General features: G+C 64.8%; 11 protein-coding genes. All 11 read left to right on the top strand.

The window, feature by feature from the left end:
- Positions 1-19: 19 nt before the first annotated feature.
- Genes tssB through WT16_RS22920 form a run of 11 tightly spaced genes read left to right on the top strand, consistent with a single transcriptional unit; the run spans position 20 to position 17,766 of the window.
- On the top strand, positions 20-601 hold the full coding sequence (tssB, locus tag WT16_RS22970; protein WP_063534941.1) for a type VI secretion system contractile sheath small subunit: 582 nt from the start codon (positions 20-22) through the stop codon (positions 599-601).
- Entirely contained in the window at positions 594-2,102 is a 1,509-nt protein-coding gene (gene tssC, locus WT16_RS22965) for a type VI secretion system contractile sheath large subunit (RefSeq protein WP_006028200.1), read from the top strand. Before tssB ends, tssC begins: the two co-directional genes overlap by 8 nt.
- A gap of 60 nt (positions 2,103-2,162) precedes the next feature.
- Complete coding sequence (locus tag WT16_RS22960) at positions 2,163-2,654, top strand: type VI secretion system tube protein Hcp (RefSeq protein ID WP_009915945.1); 492 nt, start codon at positions 2,163-2,165, stop codon at positions 2,652-2,654.
- A 60-nt stretch (positions 2,655-2,714) separates the two neighbouring features.
- Entirely contained in the window at positions 2,715-3,233 is a 519-nt protein-coding gene (gene tssE / locus WT16_RS22955; protein WP_082875071.1) for a type VI secretion system baseplate subunit TssE, read from the top strand.
- Positions 3,234-3,237: 4 nt separating this feature from the next.
- Positions 3,238-5,109, top strand: coding sequence for a type VI secretion system baseplate subunit TssF (gene tssF, locus WT16_RS22950; protein WP_015603824.1), 1,872 nt, complete (start codon positions 3,238-3,240; stop codon positions 5,107-5,109).
- Positions 5,073-6,335: a type VI secretion system baseplate subunit TssG gene (gene tssG / locus WT16_RS22945; RefSeq protein ID WP_041862009.1), complete on the top strand. Its 1,263-nt coding sequence runs from the start codon at positions 5,073-5,075 to the stop codon at positions 6,333-6,335. The genes tssF and tssG overlap by 37 nt, the downstream gene beginning before the upstream one ends.
- Positions 6,336-6,347: 12 nt before the next feature.
- The gene (gene tssH, locus WT16_RS22940) at positions 6,348-9,005 is read left to right on the top strand and encodes a type VI secretion system ATPase TssH (protein ID WP_063534292.1); all 2,658 of its coding nucleotides are present in this window, start codon (positions 6,348-6,350) and stop codon (positions 9,003-9,005) included.
- Positions 9,002-11,206 (top strand): type VI secretion system tip protein VgrG, encoded by a 2,205-nt coding sequence (tssI, locus tag WT16_RS22935; protein WP_015604070.1) that lies wholly within the window; start codon positions 9,002-9,004, stop codon positions 11,204-11,206. The genes tssH and tssI overlap by 4 nt, the downstream gene beginning before the upstream one ends.
- A 15-nt stretch (positions 11,207-11,221) precedes the next feature.
- Entirely contained in the window at positions 11,222-12,487 is a 1,266-nt protein-coding gene (locus WT16_RS22930; RefSeq protein ID WP_063534291.1) for a hypothetical protein, read from the top strand.
- A 22-nt stretch (positions 12,488-12,509) separates the two neighbouring features.
- Complete coding sequence (locus WT16_RS22925) at positions 12,510-16,853, top strand: RHS repeat-associated core domain-containing protein (RefSeq protein WP_082874970.1); 4,344 nt, start codon at positions 12,510-12,512, stop codon at positions 16,851-16,853.
- A 1-nt stretch (position 16,854) separates the two neighbouring features.
- Positions 16,855-17,766, top strand: coding sequence for a hypothetical protein (locus tag WT16_RS22920; protein WP_141667952.1), 912 nt, complete (start codon positions 16,855-16,857; stop codon positions 17,764-17,766).
- Positions 17,767-17,849: the final 83 nt, after the last annotated feature.

Here is a 17,849-nt window from a genome sequence, read left to right as displayed (position 1 = left end):
GATTGCGAAGGAGCAGACGATGACGAGCAAGTACAAGGCTTTGGCCAGCGGACAGAAATTCATCGCGCGCAACCGCGCGCCGCGCGTGCAGATCGAGTACGACGTGGAGACTTACGGCGCCGAGCGCAGCGTCCAGTTGCCGTTCGTGATGGGCGTGATCGCCGATCTCGCGGGCAAGCGGGCCGAGCCGCTGCCGGAGCTGCCGGAGCGCAAGTTCCTCGAAGTCGACGTCGACAACTTCGACGAGCGGATGAAATCGATCGCGCCGCGCGTCGCGTTCCACGTGCCGAACACGCTGTCGGGCGACGGGATGCTGAGCGTCGACATGACGTTCGAGAGCATCGACGACTTCTCGCCCGCCGCGATCGCGCGCAACGTCGATGCGCTCAGGCGCCTGCTGGAGGCGCGCACCGAGCTGTCGAACCTGCTGTCGTACATGGACGGCAAGCACGGCGCCGAGCAACTGATCGAAAACGCGATCAACGATCCGGAACTGCTGAAGTCGCTCGTGCGGCAGCCGCTCGCGGCGAGCGCCGACGGCGGCGCGCCGGCCATCGCCGGCACCGGCGCCGCGGACGATTCGGAGATTCGCCATGAATGAACACGCTCCAACCCGGGCCGACACGCGCGAGGCCGCGCAGCCCGTCGTCGCGCGCGACGAGTTCGCCGCGCTGCTGCAGAAGGAGTTCAAGCCGAAGACCGCGGAGGCGCGCGAATCGGTCGAGCGCGCGGTGCGCACGCTCGCGCAGCAGGCGCTCGAGCACACGGTCGGCATGACGACCGACGCTTACGGCAGCGTCAAGCAGATCATCGCCGAGATCGACCGCAAGCTCTCCGAGCAGATCAACCTGATCCTGCATCACGAGGAGTTCCAGACGCTCGAGGGCGCATGGCGCGGGCTGCACTATCTCGTCACGAACACCGAGACCGACGAGCTGCTGAAGATCAAGGCGCTGCCCGCGTCGCGCAACGAGCTCGCGCGCACGCTGAAGCGCTACAAGGGCGTCGCGTGGGATCAGAGCCCGCTCTTTCGCAAGGTCTACGAAGAGGAGTACGGGCAGTTCGGCGGCGAGCCGTTCGGCTGCCTCGTCGGCGATTTCTATTTCAACCACAGCCCGCCCGACGTCGAGATGCTCGGCGAGCTGTCGAAGATCGCGGCGGCCGCGCACGCGCCGTTCATCGCGGGCGCGTCGCCCGAGCTGATGCAGATGGATTCGTGGCAGGAGCTGGCCAATCCGCGCGATCTGACGAAGATCTTCCAGAACACCGAATACGCGGCGTGGCGCAGCCTGCGCCAGTCCGAGGATTCGCGCTACGTCGGGCTCGCGATGCCGCGCTTTCTCGCGCGGCTGCCGTATGGCGCGCGCACGAATCCCGTCGACGAATTCGACTTCGAGGAAGACACCGAAGCCGCGAGCCACGACCGCTACACGTGGGCGAATTCCGCATACGCGATGGCGGCGAACATCAACCGCTCGTTCAAGCTGTACGGCTGGTGCTCGTCGATCCGCGGCGTCGAATCGGGCGGCGCGGTCGAAGGGCTGCCGTGCCACACGTTCCCGACCGACGACGGCGGCGTCGACCAGAAGTGCCCGACCGAGATCGCGATCAGCGACCGCCGCGAGGCCGAGCTCGCGAAGAACGGCTTCATGCCGTTCGTTCATCGAAAGAATTCGGATTTCGCGGCGTTCATCGGCGCGCAGTCGCTGTATCAGCCCGCCGAGTATCACGATCCCGACGCGACCGCGAACGCGCGGCTCTCGGGCCGCCTGCCGTACCTGTTCGCGTGCTGCCGCTTCGCGCATTACCTGAAGTGCATCGTGCGCGACAAGATCGGCTCGTTCCGCGAGCGCGACGACATGGAGCGCTGGCTCAACGACTGGATCATGAACTACGTCGACGGCGATCCGGCGAACTCGTCGCAGGAGACGAAGGCGCGCAAGCCGCTCGCGGCCGCGCAGGTCGTCGTCGAGGAGATCGACGACAACCCCGGCTATTACGCATCGAAGTTCTTCCTGCGGCCGCATTACCAGCTCGAAGGGCTCACCGTGTCGCTGCGGCTCATCTCGAAGCTGCCGTCGGCGAAGGCGGCGAGCGCATGAACGTCAACCGGCCGATGAGACTCGACTGACATCCCTCAATCAACCCAAACGGAGAAATCGATGGGCGTCGCAATGTTTATGAAAGTGGACGGCGTCACCGGCGAATCGGCCGATGCGCAGCACAAGGGCTGGACCGACATCCAGTCGTTCTCGTGGGGCGCGAGCCAGCCGGGCGCGATGGCGAGCGGCAGCGGCGGCAACGCGGGCAAGGCGAGCTTCAACGATCTCGTCGTGGCCGCGTACATGGACAAGGGCGCCACGGCGATCATCAAGAACTGCGCGAACGGCAAACATTTGTCGTCCGTCGAGATCTCGGCGTGCAAGACGGGCGGCTCGCAGATCGAGTTCATGCGCGTGACGCTGCAGGAAGTGCTCGTCACGTCCGCGCAGATCGCGGGCGTCGATCCGGGCGACGCCGCCGACCGGCTGCTGATGCAGTACGGCTTCCAGGCCGCGAAGGTCAAGAAGCAGTACTGGCAGCAGAACGACAACGGCGGCAAGGGCGCCGAGGTGTCGGTAGGCTGGAACATCAAGGAAAACACCGAGATGTGACGGCGGGCAGCGCGAACCGTGGACGACGACGTGCGAACCGGGGGCAGCCGGGAGGGCGGCATGCGCGCCGCGCGCGACCGGCTGCAGCCGGCGCTGCTCGACCGGCTGACCGACGCTGAGCGCGAGCGGCGCACCGAGCCGCCCGACGCGCAGGCGATCGGCGGCGAGCGGCTGCGCGCGGCGGTGCTGCGCGACCTGACGTGGCTGCTCAACACGCGCAACGGCGAGGACGGCTTCGTCGACTGGTCGGCGTTCGCGCACGCGCAGGCGTCGGTGCTCAACTACGGGATGCGGCCGCTCGTCGGCAAGCCGATGTCGGGCGTCGAGCGGATGTCGGTGGAGGCGTCGATCCGCGATGCGATCGTGCGCTTCGAGCCGCGCATCGCGCCGGACAGCGTCGAGGTGCGCAGCGTGCTCGACACGCCGGGCGGCGCGGCGGGCGAGCGCCGGCACAACGTGCTGATGTTCGAGATCAAGGGCACGCTGTGGTCGGTCCCGCATCCGGTCGAGTTCGTGCTGCGCTCGGATCTCGATCTGGAGACGGGCGCGATGGCGCTGCAACCGGCGGCGGGAGGCTGACGCGATGGACACGCGCCTGCTCGATTACTACAACCGCGAGCTCGCATACCTGCGCGAGCTCGGCGGCGAGTTCGCGCAGCAGTTTCCGAAAGTGGCCGCGCGCCTGCGGATGCACGAATCGGGGCCGCCCGATCCATACGTCGAGCGGCTGCTCGAAGGCTTCAGCTTCCTCACCGCGCGCGTGCAGCTCAAGATGGACGCGGAGTTTCCGCGCTTCACGCAGGCGCTGCTCGACGCGGTGTATCCGGGCTACGTCGCGCCGATTCCGTCGATGGCGATCGTTCAGTTCACGCCGATGATGAACGAGGGCAGCCTCGCGCAAGGCTACCGGCTGCCGGCGGGCACCGCGCTGCGCGCGCGGCCGGCCGCGTCCGAGCAGACCGCGTGCGAGTTTCGCACCGCGCACGATCTGACGCTGTGGCCGCTGGAACTCGCGGCCGCCACGGTCACGGGCGCGCCCGCGTATCTGCCGCGCTCGGCGACAGCCTCGCGGCGCGACGTGCGCGGCGCGCTGCGCATCCGGCTGAAGGCACGCGGCGGCGCGAGTCTCGCGCAACTGCCGATCGACCGGCTGATGTTCCATCTCGCCGGCCCCGAGCGCGACGCGCTGCATCTGCTCGAACTGATCGCCGGACATACGATCGGCGTCGTCTGCCACGACGCGGCGCAGCCGCCGCGCTGGCTGCACGTGCTCGGCGCGGATGCGCTCGCCCATCAGGGCTTCGACGCGGACCAGGCGCTGCTGCCCGACGACGGCCGCAGCTTCCAAGGCTACCGCCTGCTGCGCGAGTATTTCGCGTTTCCCGCGCGCTTCCTGTTCTTCAGCATCGAAGGGTTGCGGCCCGCGCTCGCGCGCGCGACGGGCGACACGTTCGAGCTGACGCTGCTGCTCGATCGGCATGATGCTGCGCTCGAAAACAGCGTCGACGCGCGGCACATCGCGTTGAACTGCACGCCGGCCGTCAATCTGTTCGCACGTCGCGCGGACCGCATTCCGGTTCATCCGGGCGCGCGCGAGCACCATGTGGTCGTCGATCGCAGCCGGCCGCTCGACTACGAGGTCTACGCGGTGCGTCGGCTCGCGAGCGAGCCGCGCGACGACGGTCAGGCACGCGTGTTCCGGCCGTTCCACGCGTCGTTCGCGGGCGACGACGGCAATTACGGCGCGTACTACACGGTGCGCCGCGAGCCGCGCCTCGTGTCCGCGCAGGCGCGCGCGAACGGCACGCGCACCGGCTACGTCGGCAGCGAGACGTTCGTGTCGCTCGTCGATAGCGATTGCGCGCCGCACGACGAATCGATCCGCTATCTGTCCGTCGACACGCTGTGCACGAATCGCGACCTCGTGCTGCTGTTGCCGGCGGGCGATGCGAACGCGTTCACGCTGCGCGTGTCGGCGCCCGTCGAGCGGATCGCCGCGATCCGCGGGCCGTCGCGGCCGCGTCCGCCGATCGCCGATGCGCAGACCGCATGGCGGCTCGTGAGCCACCTCGGGCTCGCGCGCCACACGCTGACCGACGTCGACGACGAAGAAGGCGCGCGCGTGCTGCGCGAGCTGCTCGGCCTGCATGCGGACCCGGCCGACGCGGCGATGCGCCGGCAGATCGACGGCGTGCACCGCGTCGCGTTCACGCCGGTGTTCCGCCGGCTGCCGGCCGCCGGGCCGCTGATGTTCGGGCGCGGCGTGCAGGTGGACGTGACCGTCGACGATCACGCGTTTTCCGGCGACAGCCCGTATCTGCTCGGCGCGGTGCTCGAGCAGTTCTTCGCGCGGCACGTGTCGATCAACTCGTTCGCCGAATGCGTGCTGAGCAGCGCGCAGCGCGGCAGGCTCGCGCAGTGGCCGACGCGCGTCGGCAGGCGGCCCGCGATATGACGACGCATCCGAAACCGGAGCCGGCCGCGACGGACGTGCGCGCGGACTCGAACGTGGACGAGGGCGCGGCTCCGCGTGCGGATCTGAACGCAGCGCCGCATGCCGACGCCGCGCGCCGCGACGCCTGGTGGCGCCGCCTGCGCGCCGCGCCGCACGGCTACGATCTGTTCCATGCGCTGCGCTGGCTCGATGCGCTGTCGCCGGAGCACGCGCCGTCCGGCTATGCGTCGCGGCCGCGCGACGAGCCGGTGCGGTTCGGCCAGGCGCCGTCGCTCGCGTTCGCGGCGGCGATGCTCGCCGACGTGCGCGACGACGGCCCGCATCCGCGCGTCGCGATTCACGGCTTCGGATTGTTCGGGCCGAACGGGCCGCTGCCGTCGCATCTGACCGAGTACGCGTATGAACGCGCGACGCAGCACGACGATCCGACGTTCGCCGCGTTCGCCGACCTGTTCCATCATCGGCTGATCCTGCTGTTCTATCGCGCGTGGGCCGACGCGCAGCCGACCGTCAGCCTCGACCGGCCGGCGCGCGCGCGGTTCGACCGCTACGTCGCGAGCCTGATCGGGCCGCGCGACGCGCCCTCGCCCGATGCCGACGCGTCAGACAGCGCCGGCGTGCTCGCGCCGCATGCGAAGTATCACCAGGCGGGCCATCTGGTGCGGCACACGCGCAATCCGGAGGGGCTCGTGCAGATCCTGCGGCGCTACTTCGGCGTGCGGGTGCGTATCGTCGAACACGTGCCGCAATGGGTGATGCTCGAGCGCGCGCAGCGCTGCGCGATCCGCGCGACGCGGCCGACGCAGCCGCTCGGCAGCGCCGTGCTCGGCTATGCGGTGCGCGACGCGCAATCGCGCTTGCGGATTGTGCTCGGCCCGCTGACGCTCGACGAATACCGGCAGTTCCTGCCGGGCGGCGCGCACGCGCGGCGGCTCGCGCAATGGGTGCGCGAGTACGTCGGCATCGAATTCGACTGGGACGTGCAGCTCGAGCTCGCGCACGACGAAGTGCCGGCGCTCGCGCTCGGCGGCCGTCACGGGCTCGGCCGCACCGCGTGGCTCGGCGAGCGGCTCGATCCCGGCCCCGCGCACGATCTCGTGCTCGGCTACGACGCGCGCGCGCTCCATGCGCGCGGCGGGGGGGCGAGCGCGGACGCCGCGCGCGTTCGATCGACCGCGGCCGATCAGGCGGCCGCCGCCGACGCGCTTGATCGACAACCTGCCTGAACGGGAATCGCCATGTCCGATATCGGCCGAGTGACCTTGTTCGGAAAACTGAACGCTTTTCTCTACGAGACGCTGGAGCAGGCGACGGGCTTCTGCCGGCTGCGCGGCAATCCATACGTCGAGCTCGTGCACTGGCTGAATCCGATGCTCCAGCGCCCGGACAGCGACGTGCACCGCATCCTGCGCCGCTTCGACATCGACACGGCGGCGGTGGATCGCGGGATCGTGTCGGCGCTCGAGCGGCTGCCGCGCGGCGCCGGCTCGGTGTCCGATCTGTCCGCGCACATCGACGATGCGGTCGAGCGCGCATGGGTGTACGCAACGCTCAAGTACGACGCGACGCAAATCCGAAGCGCGGTGCTGCTGCTCGCGATCTTGAAGACGACGCAACTGCGCAACGTGCTGTATGCGATCGCGCGCGACTTCGAGCGGATCGTGCCGGACGTGCTCGCCGACGAGCTCGAGCAGATCGTCGAAGGCTCGCCGGAAGCGCCGCCGCCGGCGGCGCGCGCATCGGCGGGCGCGGCGGGCGGCGCATCGTCCGCCGCGCGCGAAGGCTCGGCGCTCGCGCGCTACGCGGTGGACCTGACCGCGCGGGCGCGCGCGGGCGAGATCGATCCGGTGGTCGGCCGCGACGGCGAGATTCGCCAGATCGTCGACATCCTGCTGCGGCGCCGGCAGAACAATCCGCTGCTCGTCGGCGAAGCGGGCGTCGGCAAGACCGCGGTGGCCGAAGGCTTCGCGCTGCGCATCGTCGCGGGCGACGTGCCGCCGCCGCTGCGCGACGTCGAGCTGTATCTGCTCGACATCGGCTTGCTGCAGGCGGGCGCGAGCGTGAAAGGCGAATTCGAGAGCCGCCTGCGCGGCGTGATCGACGAGGCGAGCTCGAGCGAGCGGCCCGTCATTCTGTTCATCGACGAAGTGCACACGCTCGTCGGCGCGGGCGGCGCGGCGGGCACGGGCGACGCGGCGAACCTGCTGAAGCCGGCGCTCGCGCGCGGCTTGCTGCGCACGATCGGCGCGACGACGTGGTCCGAGTACAAGCAATACATCGAGAAGGACCCGGCGCTCACGCGGCGCTTCCAGCTCGTGCAGGTGCGCGAGCCAGAGGAGGACGCGGCGCTGACGATGCTGCGCGGGCTCGCCGCGAAACTCGAAGCGCACCACCGCGTGCTGGTGCTCGACGATGCGCTGCGGGCGGCCGTCATGCTGTCGCATCGCTATATTCCCGCGCGGCAGTTGCCCGACAAGGCGATCAGCCTGCTCGACACCGCGTGCGCGCGCGTCGCGGTGAGCCAGCATGCGGTGCCCGCGCCGATCGAGGATGCGCGGCGCCGGATCGACAGCCTGCGCGTCGAGCGCGAGCTCGTCGCGCGCGAGTGCGCGCTCGGCGCGGGCGATGCGCCGCGGCTCGGTGCGATCGACGCATCGATCGCGAGCGAACAGGCGGCGCTCGATGCGCTCGATGCGCGCTGGCAGGCCGAGCGCGATGCGCTCGGCAAGATTGTCGACTGGAGGACTTCGCTGCTCGCGGACGATCCGTCGCGCGCGCTCGATGCAACGGATCGCGCGGATGCGCAGGCAAAGCTTTCGACTGCATTGAGCGAGCTCGCCGATTTGCAAGGCGAGACGCCGCTCGTGCTGCCCGCGGTCGACACGCACGCGGTGGCGGCCGTCGTGTCCGACTGGACCGGCATTCCGCTCGGCCGGATGGTGCGCGACGAGATGCAATCGGTGCTGAAGCTGGCCGATACGCTCGCCGAGCGCGTCGTCGGCCAGCGGCATGCGGTCGAGCTGATCGCGCAACGCATTCAGACCGCGCGCGCGCGGCTCGACGATCCGGCGAAGCCGCACGGCGTGTTCCTGCTGTGCGGGCCGTCCGGCGTCGGCAAGACCGAGACCGCGCTCGCGCTCGCCGAGACGCTGTACGGCGGCGAGCACAACGCGATCACGATCAACATGAGCGAGTTTCAGGAGGCGCATACGGTGTCGACGCTGAAGGGCGCGCCGCCCGGCTACGTCGGCTACGGACAGGGCGGCGTGCTGACCGAGGCGGTGCGGCGGCGGCCATACAGCGTCGTGCTGCTCGACGAGATCGAGAAGGCGCATCGCGACGTGCACGAGATCTTCTTTCAGGTGTTCGACAAGGGCTGGATGGAAGACGGCGAAGGGCGCTACATCGACTTTCGCAACACGGTGATCATCCTCACGTCGAACGTCGGCTCCGAGCGCGTGATGCAGTTGTGCCGCGATCCGCAGCGCCCGCCCGATGCGCAGACGTTGACCGACGCGCTGCGCGCGCCGCTGCGCGACGTGTTCCCCGCCGCATTGTTGGGACGCCTGACGGTCGTCCCGTACTACCCGCTCACCGACGAGATGCTCGCGCGGATCGTCGCATTGCAGCTCGACCGCATCGAGCGCCGCATCGAAGCGCATCACGGCATCGCGCTGCGCTGCGCGGATTCGGCGACCGCGCTGATCGTCGAGCGCTGCCGGACGATCGAATCCGGCGGCCGGATGGTCGACGCGATCCTCACGCACACGGTGCTGCCGCGCATCAGTCAGGAGATCCTGCGCGCGACGATCGAGGGGCGCGCGCTGCGGGCGATCGACGTGAGCGCCGACGACGGCCAGTTTGTTTATCGATTCGAAGAGGAGGGCGCGACGTGACCCGCGTGTTCACACTCGACAGCCTGCACGGAGACGACCTGAAGTTTCACCAGCTCTACGGCGAGGAAGCGCTCGGGCGAATGTTCGACTTCCGGATCGAAGCGCTCGCCGACAATCACAGCCTGTCGCTGAAGGAGCTGCTCGGCAAGCCGGTGACGGTGCGCATCCGGCAGCAGGACGAATCGGCGCGCTATCTGAACGGCATCGTCGCGCGCGCGTCGCTCGTCGGGCGGCGTGCGGAGCGGCACTACGGCTACCAGTTGATCGTGCGCCCGTGGATGTGGCTCGCGACGCGCCGCTCCGATTGCCGGATCTTCCAGAACAAGACGGTGCCGGAGATCGTGCAGGACGTGCTCGGCACATATGGTTTCCCGATCGAAAACCATCTGACCGAGACGTACACGCCGCGCGAATACTGCGTGCAGTACAACGAAACCGACGCGGCGTTCGTATCCAGGCTCATGGAGTTCGAAGGGATCTATTACTACTTCAGGCATGCGGCGCAAACGCACACGCTGATGCTGTGCGACGCGATGGCGTCGCACGTCGCGCTGCCCGGCTACGAGCATATTCCATTCATCGCGCGCGACCGCACCGCGATCGCCGACGAAGAGCACATCGATAGCTGGCTGCCCGCGCAGGAGGTGAGCATCGGCAAGCACGAGACGAGCGACTACGACTACACGAAGCCGCGCGCGGATCTGTCCGCGCAGAAGATCGATCCGCGCGGCCACGATCATGACAGCTTCGCGTCGTTCGAATGGCCCGGCGGCTATCGCGACGACGAGCCGGGCGCGCATTACAGCCGCGTGCGGCTCGAGGAGCAGCAGGCCGAGCACGAGCGCGCGCTCGCGCGTACCGACGTGCGCGGGATCGCACCCGGCTATCTGTTCACGCTCGAACACTGCCCGCGCGCCGACCAGAACCGCGAATACCTGATCGTGCGCTGCCAGTATCGGTTTCAGGAGAACGCCTACGCGACCGACAGCGGCAACGAAGCGGTCGCGCACGAATCGCAGGTGCTCGTGCAGCCGTCGAGCCTGCCGTACCGCTCGCCGCGCGCGACGCCGCGGCCGCGCACGAACGGCCCGCAGACGGCGACCGTCGTCGGCCCGAAGGGCGAGGAAATCTGGACGGACCAGTACGGGCGCGTGAAGCTGCAATTTCGTTGGGACCGCTACGGGCAGAGCGACCAGAACTCGTCGTGCTGGGTGCGCGTGTCGAGCCCGTGGGCAGGCGGCGGCTTCGGCGGCGTGCAGATACCGCGCATCGGCGATGAGGTGGTGGTGGATTTCCTGAACGGCGACCCCGATCAGCCGATCGTGACGGGGCGCGTGTACAACGGCGAGAAGATGCCGCCGTGGGGGCTGCCCGGCAGCGCGACGCAAAGCGGGCTGCTCTCGCGCTCGTCGCCGGGCGGCACGGCCGAGCATTCGAACGCATTTCGCTTCGAGGACAAGAAGGGCGCGGAACAGTTGTGGATGCATGCGGAGCGCAACTTCGACGCGGAGACCGAGCAGGACCACACGCTGTCGGTGGGCCACGATCATTCGCATTCGGTCGGCAACAACGAGACGATGAGCGTCGCGAACAACCGGCAAAGGAGTGTCGGGCAGAACGAGACAGTGAACATCGGGAAGCATCGCGTCGCGCAGATCGGCGGGAACGAGACGCATGGCGTCGTCGGCAATCGCACGCGGCAGGTCGGAAAAGACGAAACCGTGACCATCGGCGCGAATCGAGAAGCGACGATCGGCGGCAATCACGTGGAGACAGTGACGAAAGACAAGACCGAATCGATCGGAGAGGGCAAGACGCTGAACGTCACCAAGCACTACCAGACGAATTCGAAAAGCATGAAGACCGCCGTCATCGAGCATCACGCCGAGGAGATCGGCTCGCGAACGTCGACGATCAAGAACGCGCACGTGCTCAACGTCGGCGATTCGCAATCGGTGAACGTCGGCGCGAGCCACACGATGAGCGTGAAGAACAACGTGCATGTCGGCGCGGGCGATGAAATCGCACTTGTTTGCGGCGATGCGAGCATCACGCTGAAGAAGGACGGCACGATCGTGATCAACGGCGTCACGGTGGAATCGAGCGCCAGCGGAAGCCACAGCGTGCGCGGCAAGACAGTGACGTCGTCGGCGACGGGCGAGCACACGGTGGAAGGCACGATACTGAAACTGAACCCCTGACGGGGCGCGAGGATCATGCAGAACTGGCAACCCACGAACCCCGTGGAGCGCAGGTTCATGGATGCGCACACGGATTGGCAGGGCTTTGCGAAGGATCGCGCCGCGAGGCTGATGATCTGGCAGACGAACGAAGCCGACGCGCAGCTCGTGCAGCTCTATTTCCAGACGCAGGAGGAGATATCGAGCGCGGTGATCGTGATGCGTTCGGATTTCTTCGACGGCGCGCGTTACGCGCCGGCGCTGACGGACGAGCTCATCCGGTTTTACGACAGCCGGCGCGATGCGTCGAACGCGCAAGGGCTGCTTGCGGATTGGCAGCCGCCGCGCGACGACGGCGGGCATCCGATCCTGCGTTTCCTGACCGTGGCCGACAGCTTGATGCAGCACCATCCGGACATCTTCCCGGCGATGGTGTTCGCATTGCAACCCGCGCAGGTTCGCGACGACGCGGCGCTCGCGCGTTGGCTCGGCGAACTGCTCGACGTCGTCGAATCGTCGCCGAGACTCGGCGCGCGCGTGCGATTCGTGTTGCCGCGCATCGATGCCGAGCCGTTCAAGCCGTTGCAACAGCGACATTCGAGCACGGTGCACATCGTAAAGGGATGCTACGCGATGGCGAGCGTGCCGCGCGAATTGCTCGCGGAATCCGGCGAGCGCGGGCCGAGCGGCGAGTTCAGGCGTTTGTTCGTCGAACTGAGCGAGACGATCGGCGACGGCAATCCGGCGCGGCTCGAACGATTGCGCGCGTCGGCGTTGCAGATTGCCGAACGCGAGCAGTGGTTCGATCAGTGCGTGGTCGTGCATCTGATCGCGGGCGCCGCGTATCTGAAGTGGCGCGACCACGAGCGCGCGCTCGATGCGTATCGGCAGGCGACCGAAAGCGGCGGGCGCGCGCTTGGCGCAGGGCATCCGGCGGGGCACAAGCTCGTCGCGAACGGGCTGTTCGGCGAGGCGAGCGTGCATCTGACGCACAAGGCGTTCGCGTCGGCGGCTTACTGCTACGAGCGCGCGGCGGCGTCGATGGCCGCCGCGCGGGACGCGTTGATGACCGTCGAGGCGTGGCGGATGAGCGCCGTGTGCTGGGAGAAGGCGGGAGAGCGCGAGCATGCGCTGGAGGCGGGCTTCAACGCGCTCGACGCGGGGCTGCTGATCGACGAATCGATGCGCGTCAGCAGCAACTTGAGGCTCGTCGTCGAGTGGATGGTCAAACAGGTCGGCGCATTCGACCGGCGCCGCAGCGAACTGAGCGACAAGGTCGCGGCGCTGCGCGGCGGACGCTGAGCGCGAGCGGGGAGCGGACATCGTGGCGCTGCCGGCCGTCAAGCACATGGACCCCGTCGTCGGGATCGACGTGCATTCGGTGATCGTCACGCCGGGGCTGCCTCCGGTGTTCCTGCCGCATCCGCATATCGGCTTCATGCTCGATCTGCGGGAATACATTGCGGCCGCGAAGGGAGTGATCGGCAGCATTGCGATGACGATCGCCGAAGACGCGGTGCTGGATTACCTGAAGGACCATCCCGACGACCGCAAGAAACTGACCGATGCGCTCAATTCGCTCAAGGACCAGAAGAAGCAGGCCACGAGCGATCCGTGGGTTGCGAAGGCGCTGAAGCTCAATCGCGACGTGTCGTCGATCAAGGGCGACGTGGCGGGCGCGGTGGGCGCGGGCGTCGGGATGGGGGCCGCCGCAGGCAGGCCGATCTTCGTGAACGGGCTGATGCGCGCGACGGCGGGCACGCATTCGTTTCATGTGCCGGGGCTGCACTTCCCGCTGGGCGAAACGTTCGCGCCGCCCGACCCGCTGCCGTCCGACGACGCTGAATCGTACATGGGCAGCCGGACCGTGCTCGCGAACAACGATCCGATGTCGTTCCTGGCGCTGCCCGCGATGAGCTGCTGGGCCGAGGGGATCGAGCCGCCGCCGCACAACGGCGCGCATACGACGCGCACGCATGAGTCGATGCCGAGTTCGGTGATGTTGCCGATTCCTGTCGGCCGTCCGGTGCTCGTCGGCGGGCCGCCCGTGATGAACATGGCGGCGGCCGCCAAGGGGATGTTCAAGGCGTTTCAGGGATCGAAGTGGGCGAAGAACCTCGCGGACAAGCTGCATCTGAAGTCGGGATTTTTGAGATGCACGGTGCTGAAAGCGGAGCCGGTCGACGTGACGACGGGCGAAGTGGTCGTGCAGCAGAACGACTTCACCGTGTCAGGCCGCTTGCCGCTCGTGTGGGACCGCTATTACGCGAGTCAGGATCGCCATCCGGGCGCGGTGGGCTTCGGCTGGCAGACGCCGGCCGATATCCGGCTCGAGCTGATGCGCAACGAAGACGGGATCGGCGCGGTCGCGCATTTTCCGGATCATGCGACCGCTTTCAACGTGGTGCCGGCGGATGACGGCTGGCCGGCGCGCACCTATGACTGGCAGCATGGACATGCGTTGTATGGCGACGATGGGCGGATGGTGCTGCGCACGCGCGAGGGGATCGAATACGGATTCGTGCTGCCTTCCCGTTGGAGGGATTCAGTCGCGGCGCTCGATGGCGACGATTCTCGACTCACGCTGCCGATCGATCGCATGGCCGATCTCAACGGCAATGCGTGGGTGTTCGAGCGCGACATGTATGGCGGGCTCGTGCGTCTCGTCGAATGGAAGCGCGACGGGCAGACGGAGCGTCTGGTCGAATGCGGTACGGGCAGGGGGCTGCACGCCGGGTTGTTGACGTCGCTGACGTTGATCGATGCGGGCGGAAACGCACATCCGCTCGTGAGCTACGAGCATGACCGCGAGCGTAATCTGGCTGCGGCGATCGACGCGATGGCGCATCCGCATCATTTCGAATATGCGGTCGGGCATCGGATGGTGAGCCACACGAGCGCGCGGGGCGTGTCGTTCTACTACAGCTATCAGCAGGACGACGACGGCGTGTGGCGCGTCGATCATGCGTGGGGTGATAACGGGCTATTCGATTACCGCTTCGTCTACGATCGTGCGCGGATGGAGACGCGCGTCACCAATTCGCTCGGGCATACGACGATCACGCAGATGAACGAGCGCGGGATGCCTGTTGCTGAAATCGATCCGCTAGGCGGCGTGACCGGGTATCGGTATGACGCGCAGGGGCGTGCGAGTGCGGTGATCGATCCGGCGGGGCGGACGACGGCTTGGGAATATGATGCGCACGGAAATTTGCTCACGCACACACTGCCGGACGGCAGCATGACGTGTACGGAATACGATGAAGACGACAGGCCGGTGTGCGTGATCGCGCCTGTTTCCCGACAATGGCGCTACGAGTGGGACGAGCACGGCAATCTGCTTACACGCATTACGCCTTCGCAATCAACGTCGCGATATGAGTACGATATCTTCGGGCAACTCGTTTCGCACACAGGTCCGCGTGGTGAGATCACACACTTCGAGTATGACCGATATGGAAACTTCGCGGTCTTAATCGACGCGCTCGGCAATCGCACTCGCTATGTGCACGATGTGCGCGGGAATCTCGTTCAGATCGTCAACTCGCTCGGACAAGTGAGCAGTTACGAATACGATCGAAACGGCAATTTGATGAGCGCGATCGAGCCGGGAGGACGAGAACTTCACTGCACTTACGATGCAGATGACAACCTCATGCGTTTTCGCGATTCCGCGGGGAATGTGACGCAACTGGAATATTCGGCGCTGGGTGACGTGATCAAGCGAACGGCACCCAATGAACATGCCGTTGAATACCAATACGATTCCGAGGAACAACTCATCGGTGTGGTGAACGAACGCGGCGAACGGCATGGGCTGAAGCGTGACGCGTTGGGCCGTGTCATCGAAGAAATCGATTATTGGGGCCAATCGCGACGCTATGAATATGGGCCCGCAGGCGAGCTTCGACGCAGCATCGATCCGCTGGCGCGGGCGATCGACTATGACAGCGACGTGCTTGGCCGCATTGTCAGAAAGTGCGTGCCGGATCCGCGGCAGCCCGGTGGAATGCGTATCGAGTCCTTCGAATACGATCAGAGCGGTAGTCTTGTGCTGGCTGAGAATCCCGACTGTCGAGTCGCGATTCGATACGATATAGAAGGCCGAGTCATTGAAGAAAGGCAGGGCGACGATTTCACGATCGCCTTTGCTTACGACGCATCGGGCAATCGCATCGAACGACGAACCGAACTGCGCGCGCATGGACAAACAGCGGTGCACGTCGTGCGTCATCGATATGACGCGCTCGACATGGTCACGTCGATCCAGATTGACGATGACGCATCGATTACGCTCGAGCGCAATGCACTCGGACAAATCACGCTCGAAAAGCTCAGCGCCGATCAGAAGCGCGAATTGATTTATGGTGCAGATGGAAGGCTCGCGAAGCAGGCGCTGCTATCGGGTACGAGCGTGTTGTTTTCGAGCGAGTATGAGTATGGCCCGAATGGCGAACTGATCGAGCTGCGTGATTCAAGATTCGGCGTCGAGCGCTTTGAATATGATCCGGTGGGGCATGTCACGCGTCACATCGATCCTGCTAGCAAGCTGCATCGCTTCTTGCACGATCGAATAACCAATTTGGTAGGTACTCGTAACGGCGAATTCGACGGCAGTTCCTACACGTTCGATCACGCGGGCAACCTGGTGCACAAGCGCGATGACACACAGGATTTGCAGTTGTCGTGGGATGGCGACGGGTTGCTGATTGAAACGGTCGCAACACGGCGGACGGCAGAAGGCATTTCGCACATTCACGCTCAGTACGCATATGACGCTTTTCATCGAAGAGTTGGAAAGTATTCTCAGACGCAACCGGAAGGGTCATCGCACGCCAGCCGTTTCTTCTGGGATGGAGATGTATTAGCGAGGGAGGCCACGAATGATGGCGGAGATCGCGAATGGATCTGCTATCCGGGAACATTCAAGCCGTTCGCCGTCGCTCAATCCGCGCTATCGGCGGGCAAGCTCACGTATTTTTATCATCATGAACTGAACGGTGCGCCCACACGCATGACCGATGCGTTCGGACGGATCGTATGGGAGACATGCGATACCGAACAGAATTTCGATCAGCCATTGCGGCTTCAGGGGCAGTACTTCGATGAAGAGTCGAGACTGCATTACAACCGGCATCGGTACTTCGATCCGGACACCGGCGGCTTCATATCGCAAGACCCAATCGGCCTCGATGGCGGGATCGATCCATACCAGTTCGCACCGAATTCGATTCAGTGGATCGATCCGCTGGGATTGGTCAAGGCTCCGCCGACGTTACCTGATACGCCCGGCATTTACATCATTACGGCTGGGGGAAAGTCGTACGTCGGCTCTGCGGGAATACGTGCGCAAGGGATGTCTTCGCGAATCTCGGACTTGACGCATGCGAATGCTCAGTATCTACTTGAGCAGTCCGATGCGAAGGTGCAATTTATCTCTGTCAACCTGGGAAGCGCGACAACCGCGAGCGACAGAAACAACATCTTGAGATATTACGAGCAAAGGGAATTGGACAAGCAGGTGGCGCGGCTCGGAAGTGCAAATATGTTGAATGACATGAGTAAGAGAATCCAGGCAGAAAAGAAAGTTAAACATGCGGAAAACCTGATCAAGAAACATGGTGTGTCTGCTTCTAAACGAAGAAGAACTTGTAAGAAGGAAACTTAACGTGTACCCAATGATGAGAAGTCCATTTGATACGATAAAACTCACCACCGCCAATCGACCAAGAGGATATTTTTGCGTGGGGAGCAAGAAGGAATGCAGCGTGTTCGAGGAAGACGGTGCAGTGGTGGTGCCGTGGGACAAGGTAGAAGACGTTATCGACGAGACGGAAATTCTTCGGTTGATTCCGGCAAGGAAATCGGACAAGAAAAAAATTCCGGATTTTGTGAGAAGGCTACGGAGTTTGCGTTTTCTTCAAATTCCTGTCTCTATGCTAGCAGATATCGAGGTCGATTGTCTCCCCAAGGAGCTGGAAACGCTGCTGTTGACGAATCCAAAGAGCAGCGTCGACTTTGAGGCGAGATGGGATGGGGTCGAGTCAATTGGTGGATTGAAATTCATCGAATTTCAGAATGAATTCGGTTCAGAATCTTGTCGGGAAAAATTGCTGGAATTTCGTGTCAATAATCTTAAGCTCGATTACTTGGGTTTCGATTTGTCAAAAAATGGAAATCTCTTGAATGGAATCGCTGTTGACAATACGTTGAAGACCGTCGTTGTTTCCGATGCGGGGGACATCAAGTTGGAGGAAAACCTTCCTGATGGTATCGAGGAGGTTGGCGTCATCCTTTCAGGGAATAATTTTGGCCTTGATGGATTGTCGAAGTACGTAAAGTTGAGATCTCTGTTGCTGAATGGCATCAAATCCGAGATCGATTGCTCTGTTTTTTTGTCGATGCCCAGCCTTGCTGATCTCTTCATCGTCAACAGCAAAAAAATTAGAAACGCTGAGGCGATCGCTAGTCATCCTTTGTTGAAGAGAATCACTTTTATTAATTGTGGAAAGCCATTCAAGGATATTGCTGAGAAATTTGATCCATCGAAATATGAAGTGCTGGATATTAGGCATTCGTGACTGATTGCGGCGGATTGAATTTGAAGCTGCTCGTGCCTGCAATGGAGGGATTTTATGTCCGGATAAGTGCATCTGAGGAAATC

The organism is Burkholderia sp. MSMB1589WGS, from assembly GCF_001636105.1.
In the GTDB taxonomy this organism is placed as follows: domain Bacteria; phylum Pseudomonadota; class Gammaproteobacteria; order Burkholderiales; family Burkholderiaceae; genus Burkholderia; species Burkholderia humptydooensis.
This window is presented reverse-complemented; position numbering and strand designations above follow the sequence as displayed.

Coding starts and splice junctions, on each gene's coding strand:
- tssB (WP_063534941.1), top strand. CDS start 20: ATGACGAGCAAGTACAAGGCTTTGGCCAGCGGACAGAAATTCATCGCG.
- tssF (WP_015603824.1), top strand. CDS start 3,238: ATGGACACGCGCCTGCTCGATTACTACAACCGCGAGCTCGCATACCTG.
- WT16_RS22960 (WP_009915945.1), top strand. CDS start 2,163: ATGGGCGTCGCAATGTTTATGAAAGTGGACGGCGTCACCGGCGAATCG.
- tssC (WP_006028200.1), top strand. CDS start 594: ATGAATGAACACGCTCCAACCCGGGCCGACACGCGCGAGGCCGCGCAG.
- tssE (WP_082875071.1), top strand. CDS start 2,715: ATGCGCGCCGCGCGCGACCGGCTGCAGCCGGCGCTGCTCGACCGGCTG.
- tssH (WP_063534292.1), top strand. CDS start 6,348: ATGTCCGATATCGGCCGAGTGACCTTGTTCGGAAAACTGAACGCTTTT.
- WT16_RS22930 (WP_063534291.1), top strand. CDS start 11,222: ATGCAGAACTGGCAACCCACGAACCCCGTGGAGCGCAGGTTCATGGAT.